Genomic DNA, 14292 nt, shown 5'->3' on the forward strand with positions numbered 1-14292 from the left:
GTGTCGGACATGTTCGCGTCTTCGGGTGTTCAGCGGGGGGTTTGCGCGCCAGAGGATGTCAGCTGTTCGGGTTGAAGTCGGCCGCGTCGGTCCAGCCGGAACAAGGCGGCTGCGGAGGCCAGCCCGATTGCCGACAGCAGGACCCACAGCAGCCAGGGTTGCCCGAGATCTCGGGCGGCCTGCATCAGCGAGCCGGTGGCCAGATTGCCGACAAGAATGCCGACTCCGACGATGGTGTTGTAGAAGCCGTAGTGCGTTCCGATGAGACGGTTGTTGGCCAACGAGACGACGGTGTCCATCTCGAACGGGAAGACGGCCGCCGACCCGACCGCCAGCACCGCCGTGGCGACGAGTAGCGCGGTCGCGGCGGCGACTCTGCCTGCCCTGGTGTCATCGGGCAGCACGATCAGCGGCAAAAACGACGCCGCGAGGATCAGCATGCCGATCACCAGGGAGCGGCCGGCGCCCCAGCGGTGGGCGAACCATCGTGTGATCCGCATCTGGCCGAGGACGGCAACCAGACCCGAGACCACGAAGATCATGGCGGTGACAACGGAATCGTTGCGCGGAAACAGGTCTCGCGCCTGAAGCGGCAATGCCAGATAGACCTGGAATGACAAAACATACGACCCGATCATGGCCGCCGCGAAGAGCAGAAAGGAACGGTTGGCCGCTACTGTTCGCCAGTCCTGCAGCACCGATGTCTTCTCATCAGGTGTCCCCGCGGCGCGGTGGGGCAATGCTAAGAGTTGGGCCACGGTCAGCGCTGCGAACACGACCGCTGCGGCGGCAGCTGTCATTCGGAAATCGACGAACATCAAGGCCAGCCCGACAAGGGGTCCGGCCAGAATGCCCGCCTGATAGAACACGTTGAACACCGCGAAGGCTTCCACGCGCCGTGGGCCCGCATCGGCCGCCAGATAGGCGCGCACCGCAGGATTGAACAGGGCGCCGGCGAAGCCGGTTGCTGCCGAGGCGATCAGAACCGCCGGCAGCGATTCAGCGAAGACGAGCAGGCCGAATCCTGCTGTCCGGAGGACACATCCGCAGACGATGAGCGGTTTGTAGCCCAGCCGGTCTGCCAGAGTGCCGCCGATGAGAAACATGCCTTGCTGGGAGAAGTTGCGCACACCCAGCACCAGGCCGATGGCCCACGCGGCCAGCCCCAACGGGCCGGCGAGGTAGCCGGCCAGGTAAGGCATGAGCATGTAAAAGCCCAGGTTGATGCCGAACTGGTTGATCATCAGCATCCGACTCGGCCAACCAAAGCTGCGGAAAGCTGACAGCAGGGTCATCGTGGCTGCACCTCGGTGGGGTCGACAACGGTGGTGCACCGCGTCCACGCCGTGACTGTCTGGGTCATCGGGTCCTCAATGGTGGCGGGATGCCGTGGGAGCGCTGCGTCGAGCAGGCCGTGGGCGCGGCAGTAGTCGTCGTTGTAGATGGTGTCGAAGTAGCGTTGCGGACCGTCTGGGAAGATCGCTGCGACCGTGGCTCCGGCAGGGCTATTGCGTGCGACCCAGCCTGCAACCAGGGCGACCGCACCGACGCTCCAGCCGCCACTGGCGTAGTGGGTGGCCGCCAGGGTGCGGCATGCCCACACCGACTCCGCGGGGGCAACCCAATGCACTTCGTTGAACGCTTGGTAGTCGACGTTGCCGGGATAGATGCTCGATCCCAGGCCTCGCATGAGCCGAGAAGCCGCGGGCTGGCCGAAGATCGTCGAGCCCACCGTGTCGACGCCGATCAGCCGCAGCTGCGGGTTAAATTCTCGGAGGACGCGTGCGACGCCGGCCGAGTGGCCTCCGGTGCCCACCGAGCACACCAGGACATCAACGGCGCCGAGTTGTTCGTTCAGTTCCAACGCGAGCCCGCGGTAGGCCTCGACGTTATCGGGGTTGCTGTATTGATCGGGATGCCAGGCGCGCGGGTCGGTGGCCAAGATCTTCTGCACGCGGTCACGGCGAGCCTGCTGCCAGCCTCCCTGTGGGTGCGGTTCAGTGACCAATTCGATGTCGGCGCCGAATGCGGCGAGCATATTCTGAATGATCGGCTCCATCCCGGGGTCGGTGACCAAGGTGACGGGGTGCCCGTAGACCGTTCCGGCTAGTGCGAGACCCAATCCTAGTGTCCCGCTAGTGGATTCGACGATGCGGGCGCCGGGGGTAAGTGCCCCGCGGGAGCGGGCGCGTTCGACCATGTGTAGCGCGGGTCGGTCTTTCATTCCTCCCGGGTTGAAGCCTTCGAGTTTGGCCCAAAAACCCCGCTCTTCTGACGTGAACGGTGCGGTGATTCTCAAGACAGGGGTCTGGCCGACCATGGTGGCCGGTCGCTCGTTGCGGCCGCGTTGTGGCTGCGCCGATCGGGTGTGCGAAGGGCGTGCATGACGGATTGGCAGGGCAGGATTCATCGATGAATGTCGCTTCTGTGAGGCCGCGACGAAGCGCGGCGACTGACGGCAGGGAGCGGTCACCGGCCACCGTCGAAGACGACGGGGCCTGACGCTAGCCGATCAGCGGCGCGCGATACACAGGTGGGCGAGCACGTCGCGGCCGGTGCGCAGGGCGCGGGCGTTCCGTGGTGGACCGCGGATAGGCGCCTTCGCCGCCTGGCACCACAGCAGCGGAAGTACAGCCACGACGAGGCCCAGCGCGAGCGCGATCAGGGAAACCGTTCCCCGCGGCAGGATCGCTTCGGCCAGGGTGTCGGGCGTGCACTCGGCGTCGGGTTGGGAGACGTGGGGGTGGTCGAGCTCGACAGACATCGGCGCGCCGACCGCACTGGCGGCCAGGGTGTGGGGTCCGTGCGCAGGTGCCGCATTCACGCCGGGCAGTGCCCACTCGGCTCCGACGATGACGGTCCAGAACGCGATCAACGCCGCGACGATGGCGCGGCGGCGTTGCCCAGAGTTCGCGTCGAAGTACTTCACGATGTTGCCGACTGTAGCAGCGGATCGGCGAATTCCGGCTCGGCCCCTGAGCCGATGCCGGGTTGTGATCAGACAGCGACCGCCGTTGCGCCGAGCCAACCGGCCGTTCCGTCGCACGATCGAATTCGCCCGATGCCCTTGCGAAAACGCCCTTTTGGAGGTTCCGCGAAGGAGATGCAATAGATCGGAGCGCTGCTTGCACCGCAGATCATCTACGGTTTTACTACGTAGATAATTTGCTCTCTATCGGCCCGCGCGCCAAGCGGTGTTTCCTTTGCTGGCGGCCTACGCGCATTGGCTCCACCTGCGCAACGTGCGGCCGGCGTTGAGGCGCTAGTGGTGGCAGAGCACCTGGATGAGAGCGGGTGTGGCGAGCATGGCGGTGATCGCGGCTGTCAGGCAGATGCGGTGGCGCCATCGCACGTGCCGGCGTGTGGGGGTGAGCAGGCGCTGCGCTCGCGCGATGACCGCTGTTCCCGCCGCGGCGAGGCCTTCCCGCGCAGGCGGGTGTTCTCCGGCCAGAGCAGATAATCCAGCCAACAGCGGATGCGTGCCGACGCGGCGCACGGCGGTGTCGTCAGCGCACATCTCCAGCAGTTCACCCACACGATGAGGAGCCGTCGCGAAAAGCGGAAGCCGCGGCAGTGTGCCCCCCAGAGCGCGGAGGGCCATGAGGATGTGGTGGTGGCGCCCCGAGATGTGCGCGTTTTCATGCGCCAGAACCGCTTTGAGCTGTGATCGGTTCAACGACTTCATCGCCGCGGAGGTGACGATGATGGCGTTCGGGCGTCCGACCACGCAGTAGGCAGCAGGCCGGTCGGCCTCCACGACCACCACATTGGGATGGTCGGTGGGTCGGCCGACGATCCGCGCGGCACGCGCGTGCTCGTGACTTCGCGCCCGCAGCCGCGACAAGCAGCGACCGATCCGCATTACGACGAACCCTGACGTCAGGGTTCCTACCGCGATGAGAACAACAGAACCGATTCGTCCGGCCATGGGGGTGTGCTCGGAGAAGCCAAACAGCTCCAGGCACAGCGTCACGACCGCGCCCGTACGAATACTGTCCGTCGTTGCGCCGATGACCATGATCAGCGCGACGAGCCACGCCGTCAGCGTCGCGGCGACGGTGGCCAGCCAGGCGGCCACTCCCATATGGGGGCTGATGCCGTGACGGGTCATCCGCCTCAGGACCGGTGGCGCCCACCAGGCCAGCGCGCTGCCATAGAGGAGCAGCCACAGCGCGGCGGTCATCACCGACGCCCCTTGCGCAGAGCCGCCTTCAATTGAGCGGACTGCTCGGCGTTCATCTGCTCAACAAAGAACGCCAGCACCGCATCGGTATCCCCGCCGGCGTCGAACGCGGCCTTCATCAAACGCGCGGAACGCTCCTCGCGGCTCATGGACGCCTGATACACGTACGCTTTCCCATCGCGCTGACGTTGCAACCAGCGCTTGCGGTACAGGTTGTCCATCGTCGACATCACGGTGGTGTAAGCGATCTGGCGCCGTTGAGAGATCTCGTCGAAAACCTCACGCACCGTGACAGGCTCGGCGTAATCCCACACGCAATCCATGACCACCGCTTCGAGGTCGCCGAATCCTCGCTGTTCCATTTGCGCCTCCCGCTCTCCGCGACGAGCTGGCCTCCTCGCGCCCCGAGCTCTTCAGCCCCCAATGTAGCTGCCGAGCTGGGAAAAGCCGCGATACGCCTCACCTCGACCGCATAGGGCGAGCATCTGCACTACCGGCCGCGGCGCGCGAAGCTAGCGCCCGTGACGCACAGTTGTAACCGACCCGAGACTGTGACAGACGTTCCTCCTGATACCAAAGTGATGTACGTTCCGTCTACGTACTATTGTGCTACGTACTTAGCTCGGTAGTAGGAGTGCCGCGAGTGCCGTTCGGCTTAGGTGCGCGGCTCGACAACGCTCACCCCAGCTGAGGAGATCGATGCGGCGCCTCACTTCTTTCCTGAGTCTCTGCGCATTAATGCCGGCACTAGTGCTCAGCGCCCCGGGTACCGCTGTTGCCGGGCATGACGGCAGCCCCGACCGCGACGACGTTCCCTCATTGGTTGCGGCCTTCGCCGAAGCGAACCAGCGGATGGCCGACGTCGGTAGCGACATTCAGATCAAGCAAGAGGGCGTCAACCGTGCCCTGGTCGAGGTCGCGGCCGCTCGCGACACCCTCGCGCAGGCCCGGCGCGACGTTGTTGCCAGCGACCAAGCCCTTACCGACAGCCAACACGCGATCGAGGCCGCGCAACAGCGCTTTGACCGCTTCGCCGCGTCGACCTATACGAACGGGCCGTCGGGTGCGTTGCCGCTGGCACAAAGTCCCGAGGAGATCCTGGCCGGGGCCTCGACCCAGCAGACCCTCACCATCAGCTTTCAGCGGGTCCGCGACGACCTCCTGCGTCGGCAGACCGATCAGGCCAACAAGCTTTCTGCTGCGACGGCAGCGCGGGCGCGCGCCGAGAGCGCCGCCGCGGACGCCCAACGCCGGCAAGACGACGCGGTAGCCGCACTCCGGGACGCCCAGCAGACGTTTACCGCACAGCAACGCGAGGTCGAACGGCTCGCTACCGAACGCGACTCCGCTCAAGCTCGACTGGAAGCCGCCCGACCGGTGGCGGCGACAGCCGCCGCGCCCAGTGCCGCGCAACCCGGCACTGGGCCGGCATCCGGTGCTCCCTGGGACCGCGGCACCACGTCGCCGGGGGGCGCCACCAAGGGGGGCCTGTGGGACACCACGCTGCCGATGGTGCCCAGCGCTAACCTGGCCGGCGACCCGGTGGCCATCATCAATGCCGTCCTCAAGATCATGGCGACCTCGGCGCAGCTGACGGCCGACATGGGCCGCAAGTTCCTCACCAAACTCGGCATTCTGTCTCCAGTCACCGCCGCCGCAGATCCCGGCATCACCAACGGACGCATCCCCCGCCTCTACGGCCGCCAGGCCTCAGAATTCGTGATTCGCCGCGCCATGTCACAACTGGGCGTGCCCTACTCCTGGGGCGGCGGCAACGCCAACGGCCCGTCACGAGGCATCGACCAGGGCGCCAACACCGTGGGTTTCGACTGTTCGGGCCTGATGCTGTATGCCTTCGCCGGCGTCGGCATCAAACTCGACCACTACTCCGGATCGCAATACAACGCAGGCCGCAAGATCCCCTCGTCACAGATGCGACGCGGTGACCTCATCTTTTACGGCCCCAACGCCAGCCAGCACGAAGCGATGTATCTGGGCGACGGCATGATGATCGAAGCCCCCTACACCGGGTCGGTCGTCAAGATCTCGCCCGTACGCACCTCCGGCATGACGCCCTACGTCACCCGCTTGATCGAATATTGACATCGCCGCGATGCCGCGCAGGTGTACCGGTCAGTGCGCCGCGGTGCGGCCGCTGCGAATCGGCCTCCTCAGGCACGTCAGGCCGCCCCGAACGACGCGGCCAGCGAGAGGCGTTAAATAGCGCCGTCGCGCCGGCGATCGCAGCCGCCCACAGCACCACGACCACGGCACACAGGATCAGCCACGCTTGCCACCCGAGACTGTTCGGGCACACGTCCATCAGCCAACGCATGTCAGGCCCTCCTCCGCAGTGAGCCTCACCCCACCGCAGGAGGAAAACGGTATGAGTCGTGTGAAGATCTGCTGAAGATCCAGCCGCCCGGTCAGCCATACCTGGTTACGGGCGCACCAGCAGGCACCATATGGACATGCAGCACCACCACCTGGGCGCGCCTGAGAGCGCGAAGGGATACCGCGCGCTGGTCGTCGACGACGAACTCCCCCTGGCCGAAGTAGTGGCCAGCTATCTCGAACGCGAGCAGTTCGAAGCCGTCGTCGCCGGCAACGGTGTCGACGCAATCGCCGTCGCACGCGACCTGGATCCCGATGTCGTCATCCTTGACCTCGGTCTACCCGGCATCGACGGACTCGAGGTCTGCCGGCAATTGCGGACCTTCTCCGACGCCTACGTCGTCATGCTCACCGCCCGTGACACCGAACTGGATACCGTGCTCGGCCTCACCGTCGGCGCCGACGACTACATCACCAAACCCTTCAGTCCCCGCGAGCTGGTCGCGCGCATCCGCGCCATGCTGCGGCGACCCCGCATCCTGCAAACAGCCGCCGCACCCGCCGAACGAGAGACAGCCCCGCCGCGCCGCTTCGGCGCACTGAGCATCAACGTCGCCGCCCGTGAGGTACATATCGACGACGAACTAATCCTGTTGACCCGCACCGAATTCGACATTCTCGAAGCCCTGTCCGCGCGGCCAGGAATCGTGCTGAGCCGTCGACAACTTCTCGAAATAATTCGCGACGAACCCTGGGTCGGCAACGAACACCTCGTCGACGTCCACATCGGACACTTACGACGCAAACTCGGCGACGACGCCGCACGCCCCCGCTACATCGCCACGGTTCGAGGTGTCGGATACCGGATGGGAACCGGACAGTGACTCCCCCACCTACGTCGACCCCTCGCCGGCGTCGACGGCCGGGCCGTCCCGGTATCGGCCTGCGACTCCTGGCGGCCCAAGCCATCGTGCTGGCGGCCGGAGCGGCGACGACCGCGGTGGTCGCTGCCGTGGTCGGCCCACCGCTGTTCCGCGAACACCTCCACCGTGCCGGTGTCCCGATGGACTCCCTGGAAGAAGTCCACGCCGAAGAGGCCTACGGCTACGCAACGGTGATCTCCATCGGAGGCGCCCTAGCGGTGTCAGCACTGGCCGCCCTCGTGGTCAGCTTCTACGTCAGTCGGCGCCTCCAACGGTCCATCACCGAAGTCGCCGCCGCGGCCACCGATGTCGCTGAAGGGAACTACGACATCCGCGTGTCACCGCCGCGCCTCGGCGATGACTTCGACGCCCTCGCAACCGCATTCAACCAAATGGCCTCCCGGCTTCAAGCCGTCGATTCGACACGCCAGCAACTGTTCGGAGACCTCGCGCACGAGATCCGCACACCCGTGGCAGTACTCGAGGCCTACATCGAGGCACTCGAAGACGGCGTGCGCTCCTTGACACCCCAGACAGCAGCCATGCTGCGCGACCAAACCCGTCGGCTGGTGCGATTCTCCGATGACGTCGCCGCGCTGGCGAAGGCCGAGGAAAGTGCGATGTCTATGTCCTACGCCTCCCTCGACGTGAACCGCCTAACCCGCCAGTGCGTCGCAGCAGCACAAGAACGCTATGACACCAAGGGGGTCGGACTGCGCGTACACCTCCCGCAACCGCTACCGCCGCTTTGGGCCGACGAACAACGACTGTCTCAAGTGTTGGGGAACCTGCTGGAGAATGCGCTACGGCACACACCGCCCGGCGGGTCGGTACACCTTCACTGTCTTCGTGACGGCGACCAGATAAGAATCATCGTCGCCGACACCGGAGAAGGGATCGCCGCCGAGCACGTCACCCGAGTGTTCGAACGGTTCTACCGGGCAGACACCGCCCGCGACCGCGAGCATGGCGGCGCCGGTATAGGGCTCGCCATCGCCAAAGCGCTCATCGAAGCCCACGGCGGATCCATCTCGGTAGCCAGTGCTGGACCCGGCGCCGGCGCAACATTCACCATCGCCCTGCCCATCACCCCGATACGCAGCCAGCACCACCCTGCGACGGCTGACTCAGCGCGTCGCTGACGAGTGCCCCTCCGCGCTACTTGTCCAACATTCCCTGCATCGTGTCGATCTCCGCTTGCTGAGAAGACACGATGTTGCGCGCCATCTCGACTGCCGCCGGGAACTGGCCGTTGTCAACTTCCTGCTGCGCCATCATGATCGCGCCCTTGTGATGCTCGATCATCTGGGTCAAGAAGAGTCGGCTAGCCTCAGCGCCCTGCGCGTTCTGCAGTGCAGCCATATCGGCTTCCGACATCATGCCCATACCGCCGCCGCTCATACCCGGCATATCACCCATGTCTCCGCTGGGCATTTGATGGCCAGGCATGTCATGACCGGGCATTGCGGCGGTGCTGGGGGCCGTTGTCGACGAGGACACTCCCCAGTCCCGCAGCCAGCCCTGCATCTGTTCGATCTCAGGACCCTGAGCGTTCTTGATCTCGTTGGCGAGTGACACTACTTCAGGATCAACTCCCTGCTTGCCGAGCAGCATGTCGCTCATCTCGATCGCCTGCTGATGATGAGGGATCATGCCCTGCGCGAACGTCACATCAGCATCGTTATGGGCAGCGTCACTGCTCGCAGCACTGGGCGAAGCCGACGCCGACGCTGCTGCCGAGGTGGTGCTCGACGCCGATGACTGAGACTCGTTCGTTGCATTCGAACAGCCGCTGACAAACAGGGCCGACGCCGCAAGCGTCGCAAGCCCGAATCCAAAACGCTTGTGCTGCATCGCACATCCTTCCTCGAACATCTTCGTGACACCATGCGTCCACACGGCAAGCCTTGCGCCGCCGCACCCCAGCCTCAGCAATCCGAGTATGGGTCGGTTCGTGATCCGATGAAGATTTGATGAAGACACCTCCCCCGGTCTGTCACCCGCGGTCGGCGCCACCCGAGGCGCAGCCACCTCACGCAGTAGCCACGCACTGCCCACCTACTATTGAACTACGTAGATCTCGTGACCGGAAGGTGTCCGTGTGCTGATCCGCAACCTTTTCGCCATCGCCCTGACCGGGGCTCTGGCCGCGGCCTGTTCGTCGAACGCCCCTGAAAGCCCGCCACCCGCCGTCGCGCCGGGCATGGTGCACATCCACGGCCTCGGCATCAACCCATCTGACGACAAGCTCTACGTCGCAACTCATTACGGCCTCTACACCGTTGAGCAAGATCAGGCGCCCCAACGAGTTGGTGAGCTCTCGCAGGACTTCATGGGCTTCACCGTCGCCGGCCCCGACGAATTCCTGGCTAGCGGCCACCCCGACCCCGCCGATCGTCAACAGCCCCCGCACCTCGGCCTGATCAAAAGCAGCGACGCCGGCCAGTCCTGGGAACCTCTGTCGTTGCACGGTAGCGCCGACTTCCACGCGCTCAAATACCGCCACGGACGGGTCTACGGTCACGACAGCCAATCCGGCACCGTGATGGTTAGTTTTGACCAGCGGTCCTGGCAGCAGCGCGCAGAAGTGCCCGCCGCCGTCGACCTCGCAGTATCACCGGGTGCCCCGGATGAGATTCTCGCGACAGCACGCCAAGGGCTGCTCCGAAGCACCGACGGGGCGAGGACGTTCAGCGCAGTCACCGGTGCGCCGGCACTGCTGTTCATCAGCTGGCCCGACCGCGGTCCCCTGCTCGGCGCCGACCTCGAAGGACGGCTGTACACCAGCGCCGACGACGGGCAGACCTGGCAGCCGGGCCACTCGCTCAACAACAAACCCCAGGCCCTGCTCGCCGCGGGCAACGGTCAGGTCTACATCGCCACAGATACCGCCATCTACACCTCCACCGACAACGGCGCGACCGTCAACGTCCTCACCGCTGTCGAATAGACGGCTGGCCCGAAACCCCACGGAATACCGCACCAACGCATCTGAGGAGCCGCAATGCCGGATGACCACCTTCTCATCACCGATGGCGCCACCATCGCCTACCAGCTCAGCGGCCCACCCAACACGGTGCCAGTCGGCTATGGGCACGGCGTGCTCATGAGCCGGCAGATCGTGCGCGGCCTGGGCATCTTCGACATCGACACTATCGCCGAGGGCCGCCGTCTGATCACCTACGACCAACGCGGACACGGCGCATCACGGGGCCGACCAGAACCCGAGGACTATCGCTTCGAGCAGGCAGCCAACGATCTCCTGCGCGTCCTGGACGCGGCCGGCCTCGATGAACCCATCGATTTCGCCGGATCCTCGCTCGGAGCCGCTGCAGCACTGCACGCCGCCCTCAACGCTCCTCGCCGATTCAGGCGGCTGGCACTGGTGATCCCTCCCGTCGCCTGGGAAACAGGGCCCGATCAACTGCGCCAGTGGTACTTCGACACCGCCGACCTCATCGACTCCATTGGGACAACCGCTTGGCGACAACAATGGGCCGAAGCTCCCCCACTGCCGATCTTCGCCAACTACCGGCACGGCAAATTCGAACCCGGCGTCGACGACGATGTGGTCTCCGCCGCGCTGCGCGGAGTCGGCTCCTCCGATCTACCCGACCCCAATCGGCTGACCTCCATTCGCCAGCCCACTTTGGTGCTGGCCTGGGACACCGACCCCTTGCATCCCATCTCCACCGCCGAGCGCCTCGCTGAGCTGATCCCCGACTCGACGCTGCACGTCGCTCACACCATCGACGAGATCCGCAAGTGGACGGAAATCACCAGCCGTTTCTTCAACGATTGACGCAGCGCCGCGGCGGCGGCCTAGTACCGCCGCACGTTGTGAATCGGTGCCGACGAGATCGGCGCCACTTTCACCGGCGTTCCGTACGTCGACGCGTGCACCATCAACCCGTCGCCGATGTAAATCCCCGCGTGAGACACGTCAGCATAGAAGGTCACGATGTCGCCGGGCTGAACGTCTGAAAGCGCCACCGGCTGCCCGCCCTGCGCAAGCGCCTGACTCGACCGAGGCAACGACTTGCCGTTCTGCAGAAACGCCCACTTAATCAGCCCAGAGCAGTCGAACGCATCCGGACCGGTGGCTCCCCACGTATAAGGCGACCCCACCCGTGTCAGCGCCGCCTGGACCACCGCAACACCGTTCCCCAAGGAGGCCCCGCCCGCCGGGCCCGGCATAGCAACGATGCTCGGATCGCTCACCGGCGGAGTCGACGGCAAAGGAGGCGGCGCGGGGCCAGGGTCAGCCAGAATCGCTCGCTGATCAGGCGTCAAAGCGTCGTAGCGGGCCTGCACAGCAGCAGTCTGCTCCGCCATCCGACGCTGTTTGGCCTCCAGGTCGGTCCGCACTGCCGCGGCCTCATCGGCCGCAGTCCGTGCTTGGGCTGCCGACTTCGCAGACCCCTCCGCAGTTGCCGCGGCCCGCGCACTGGCCGACCGGAACGCAGCCATCTGCACAGTCAGCTCCGACGCAACCGTCTTCTGGACTGCCAGCTGATCGATCAAATCCTGAGGAGACGTCGCCGTCAACGCCGCCGCCAAGGTATCCGTGCGCCCCCCCACGTAGGCAGCCGCGGCCAACCTGTCGACGGCAGCCTGATACCTCACCAGATCGGCCGCCGCTGCATCCGCGGCCATGCGATCCGAAACCGCCCCCTTCTCCGCAACCTGCTGCGCTGCGAGCTTCTCGTCAAGGTCGATCTGCGCCGTGTGAATCTGCTCGGTGGTCTGCTCCGCCAGACGCGACAATTCAGTCAGTTCGGCAAGGGCATCAGCCGCCGGATCAGCGCGGACATCGGTTGCCAAAGGCGCTGCAACAACGCCGAAAGCAACCAAAATGCAGACGAGCCGTCTACCCAACGCGCGCGGCAGGACCGCCAGCACAGATGAATTCACAACAGCGAAAACCTTCGGCGAAGTGGGCAAGTACGTATTAGATACGTAGGTCACGGTTAGGTTACGAGGCCAGGCAGCCGCTGTCCAGCCGGGCCTTGCGAAACAACCGGTTTATCCGCTGACGGCCGGAACAGCCCTGAGATCCGGTGTCCCGTGTCCACGCCACTCGAAGCGAACCGCCCCGCGTCCCCGAATAGCACGGCGTGGCACATCCGATACAGGGGCGATGACGAGGACGCGCCCGGCAGGCGCCATCCGCGCCACCCGGCCGACCATGCGACGGTTCTGGCCAACGGCAGGTGCTACCAGCGCGCAGAAGAATGCGATCGCACCCCGACCTCCTCGCCGACACCATGCAGCGCGGCAAGGCAACTCCCGCTTACCTCAGGCTTTCTTGCCCGCCGCGTCGATCAGTCATCTTCGAGCTTGCGCGCTTGAGCGACGCGCCGCGCGTCGATCTCAACGGCCACGGCGAAACGATCGGGCGGCACCGCATCCGCTGGGCCGCACCGCCGGAATTTCTGCGCCGCCCGTGTGGTTCGACGCCATTTAGCCAGCACTTCTGTCCAGCTACCCAACTTCGGTATAAGGCCGCAATCCGTCACTGTGACGGCGCGCTGCTGTGGGCCGCATTGGCAGCCGCGGCCCAGCAGGATATGGGCGCCCACCGCCGCCGTGTCCGACGCGCACACATATTGCGCGGTGCGCCGGACTGCAACGCGGGTGCGACGGCTGCCTCAACGCGCCCTTCGGCGATCGTCGCTACCGGGATAGTGGCGCTGCCCCTCATACCATCGAAAAGTCCGCCATGGCCGCGCAGTCCAGAACTCCGCCTTTGACACGCCAGCCACCGACGAACGCTCAACTTCACCATTAGACGACCGAAAAGTGATGGTCGCCGTGGACACATGTACCTCCGTCCCACCGGCGCAATTCCACGCCTGTGACAGCGATCCACTCACCCACGGCCGCCCAGCGACCGCAGCTTCGGAGCCTCGATAATCCGGTGCTGACATCTGACAACTCCGCCACAACGGCGTGCAATCAGCTTGCGCGCTCGACTAGGTGAACTGCAAGAGCTGAGCCCTCGAAGCCGCAAAGCAATTCCACCAATAGTCTTACTTATTCTCATCCAGCCGGCGGATCCGCCATAAGCCGCCATCTCACATGAGAATCCGCCACGCAAATGCGAACCTACAAGAACAAAATCCCTCGATGCTGGTCAGTACCCCCGAGGGCTGGCGCTCGCGTTCGTCTGGGCCACCCGGGCGGCAAGGTTGGACCCATCCGGCCTCACGTCGTAGCGGTCCATGACGTAGTTCATCGAGGCGGCGATGTTGGCAACCGGTTCGTAGATGCTCGTCGAGGTGCCCGGCTGGTGATAGGCGGCGAAGGTGGTGGGGATGCACTGTGCGGGACCGCGGGAGCTGTTGGCCGGGGCGCCATCAGCCATCTGGGCGCCGTGGGCGTTGGAGTCGGACAGGTTGACGACATTGCCGTTATGGCCGCTTTCGCGGCCGGTGAGCGTCATGTAGCCTTCGTGCCACCTCGTGCGAGCCACCGGGTCGGTGACACCGCGGGCGTCCAGCGCGGCATTGATGGCCGCTGACATGGCCGCGGGCCCCTTGGGGAAGGTGCCGCGCCCGGCGAAACTGACGTCACCCACTGGGATCTTTGCGGCCGAAGAGTCCGGTGCGGCACCACGGGTCGCGGACGCCCGACGCGGCGACGACGAGCCCGAAAGGCCCGGAATCTTGCGGGTCAGGCCGGAGAGCGCCGACAGCGAGCCCAGCGGGGACATGGCGCCGCCGCCCATGGGCATTCCCATGCCGCCGCCCATCGACATGCCGCCGCCCATCGGCCGGCCACCGTAACCACCACCAGCAGAACGAATCATGTTCGCCAACGCGACGTTTCGCTGTTCGGATTTGGTGAGCA

At 65.4% G+C, this 14292-nt stretch carries 12 protein-coding genes and 1 pseudogene; 5 read left to right on the forward strand and 8 right to left on the reverse strand.

Features of this window, described 5'->3' with window-relative positions; translation table 11 throughout:
- Positions 1 to 29: 29 nt before the first annotated feature.
- The 5 genes from WBB07_RS19945 to WBB07_RS19965 all read right to left on the reverse strand — a co-directional run bounded on the left by WBB07_RS19945 (position 30) and on the right by WBB07_RS19965 (position 4545).
- Positions 30 to 1295 (reverse strand): MDR family MFS transporter, encoded by a 1266-nt coding sequence (locus tag WBB07_RS19945; RefSeq protein WP_011856854.1) that lies wholly within the window; start codon positions 1293 to 1295, stop codon positions 30 to 32.
- Positions 1292 to 2410: a PLP-dependent cysteine synthase family protein gene (locus WBB07_RS19950; RefSeq protein ID WP_419125609.1), complete on the reverse strand. Its 1119-nt coding sequence runs from the start codon at positions 2408 to 2410 to the stop codon at positions 1292 to 1294. Before WBB07_RS19950 ends, WBB07_RS19945 begins: the two co-directional genes overlap by 4 nt.
- Before the next feature lie 102 nt (positions 2411 to 2512).
- Positions 2513 to 2929, reverse strand: coding sequence for a putative copper homeostasis (lipo)protein LpqS (gene lpqS / locus WBB07_RS19955; RefSeq protein WP_083407554.1), 417 nt, complete (start codon positions 2927 to 2929; stop codon positions 2513 to 2515).
- 333 nt (positions 2930 to 3262) lie between these two features.
- Positions 3263 to 4183 (reverse strand): M56 family metallopeptidase, encoded by a 921-nt coding sequence (locus WBB07_RS19960; RefSeq protein WP_011856857.1) that lies wholly within the window; start codon positions 4181 to 4183, stop codon positions 3263 to 3265.
- Positions 4183 to 4545, reverse strand: a complete 363-nt coding sequence (locus WBB07_RS19965) for a BlaI/MecI/CopY family transcriptional regulator (RefSeq protein WP_024444607.1) — start codon at positions 4543 to 4545, stop codon at positions 4183 to 4185. The genes WBB07_RS19960 and WBB07_RS19965 overlap by 1 nt, the downstream gene beginning before the upstream one ends.
- Positions 4546 to 4870: 325 nt before the next feature.
- On the opposite strand from WBB07_RS19965, the gene ripA reads away from it, so the two are divergent.
- From ripA to WBB07_RS19980, 3 genes are all read left to right on the forward strand, one after another.
- Positions 4871 to 6286 (forward strand): NlpC/P60 family peptidoglycan endopeptidase RipA, encoded by a 1416-nt coding sequence (ripA, locus tag WBB07_RS19970; protein WP_419125622.1) that lies wholly within the window; start codon positions 4871 to 4873, stop codon positions 6284 to 6286.
- Between the two features lie 368 nt (positions 6287 to 6654).
- Positions 6655 to 7401, forward strand: coding sequence for a response regulator (locus WBB07_RS19975; protein ID WP_067952909.1), 747 nt, complete (start codon positions 6655 to 6657; stop codon positions 7399 to 7401).
- On the forward strand, positions 7398 to 8582 hold the full coding sequence (locus WBB07_RS19980; RefSeq protein WP_419125610.1) for a sensor histidine kinase: 1185 nt from the start codon (positions 7398 to 7400) through the stop codon (positions 8580 to 8582). Before WBB07_RS19975 ends, WBB07_RS19980 begins: the two co-directional genes overlap by 4 nt.
- A 16-nt stretch (positions 8583 to 8598) precedes the next feature.
- On the opposite strand, the gene WBB07_RS19985 is transcribed toward WBB07_RS19980, so the two are convergent.
- A complete protein-coding gene (locus tag WBB07_RS19985) occupies positions 8599 to 9294 on the reverse strand; it encodes a DUF305 domain-containing protein (protein ID WP_094295099.1) in 696 nt (231 codons plus the stop codon).
- A 247-nt stretch (positions 9295 to 9541) separates the two neighbouring features.
- On the opposite strand from WBB07_RS19985, the gene WBB07_RS19990 reads away from it, so the two are divergent.
- Both WBB07_RS19990 and WBB07_RS19995 read left to right on the forward strand, forming a co-directional pair.
- A complete protein-coding gene (locus WBB07_RS19990) occupies positions 9542 to 10390 on the forward strand; it encodes a F510_1955 family glycosylhydrolase (protein ID WP_094295069.1) in 849 nt (282 codons plus the stop codon).
- 54 nt (positions 10391 to 10444) lie between these two features.
- Positions 10445 to 11242, forward strand: coding sequence for an alpha/beta fold hydrolase (locus WBB07_RS19995; RefSeq protein ID WP_083407547.1), 798 nt, complete (start codon positions 10445 to 10447; stop codon positions 11240 to 11242).
- Between the two features lie 20 nt (positions 11243 to 11262).
- On the opposite strand, the gene ripC is transcribed toward WBB07_RS19995, so the two are convergent.
- Both ripC and WBB07_RS20005 read right to left on the reverse strand, forming a co-directional pair.
- Positions 11263 to 12354, reverse strand: a complete 1092-nt coding sequence (gene ripC, locus WBB07_RS20000; protein WP_094295068.1) for a peptidoglycan hydrolase RipC — start codon at positions 12352 to 12354, stop codon at positions 11263 to 11265.
- Between the two features lie 1222 nt (positions 12355 to 13576).
- Positions 13577 to 14292: pseudogene (locus tag WBB07_RS20005) on the reverse strand (hypothetical protein); the annotation flags it as partial.

Source organism: Mycobacterium sp., from assembly GCF_049647605.1.
Classification (GTDB): Bacteria; Actinomycetota; Actinomycetes; order Mycobacteriales; family Mycobacteriaceae; genus Mycobacterium.